This is a genomic window from Flavobacterium sp. IB48, from assembly GCF_016405855.1.
Lineage (GTDB): Bacteria > Bacteroidota > Bacteroidia > Flavobacteriales > Flavobacteriaceae > Flavobacterium > Flavobacterium ginsengisoli.
The window spans coordinates 1-744 of record NZ_JAEFCA010000031.1 but is presented as its reverse complement, the minus strand read 5'-3'; the positions used below and the strand labels follow the sequence as shown (position 1 = coordinate 744).

The 744-nt window shown below is 37.6% G+C and carries 1 protein-coding gene; it reads left to right on the top strand.

Translation table 11 applies throughout. The annotated features are described in order from the left end of the window. Positions 1-744: sulfatase/phosphatase domain-containing protein (locus JC605_RS23625; protein WP_198858534.1), on the top strand; the 744-nt coding region annotated here is incomplete at both ends.

The window sequence follows — 744 nt, the reverse complement described above, 5'->3', positions numbered from 1 at the left end:
TTCCGGATGCTGATAATACACTTATTTTTTACATTGTAGGAGATAATGGAGCCAGCGCTGAAGGTGGTTTAGAAGGTACATTGAATGAGATAAAAGCCTTGAACGGCATTCAAAGTTCTCTGAAAGAAAATTTAAAAGAAGTCGATAAATTAGGGGAATATGGCACAACGCCTCATATTCCTGTAGGATGGGCTATGGCTGTAAATACACCATTTCAGTGGTGCAAACAGGTTGCTTCACATTTTGGAGGTACCAGAAATCCCTTAGTTGTATCATGGCCTAAAGTAATTAAACCAGACGGGATTGTTCGTGATCAGTTTCTACATATTATAGATATTGCTCCAACTATAATGGAAGCTACAGGAACTACTTTTCCTGATTATGTTGATGGAGTCAAGCAAGTTCCTTTGGAAGGAAAATCATTTATGTCGACTTTTACAAATGCAAAAGCTCCAGAATTAAGAACGCAGCAATACTTTGAAATTTTTGATAATAAAGCGATGTATAAAGATGGATGGATAGCAGCTCACCAGCATACTAAGCCTTGGAGACAAGATATAACGCCTGGTTTTGAAAATGAGGTCTGGGAGCTGTACAACATCAACGAAGATTTTACAGAAGCTACAGATTTATCTAAAAAATATCCCGAAAAATTAGCTGAACTAAAAAAAGTTTGGGAGCAAGATGCGATCAAATACAAAGTATTTCCTTTAGATGACAGAGGTGCTGCCCGACTTTCAGTTC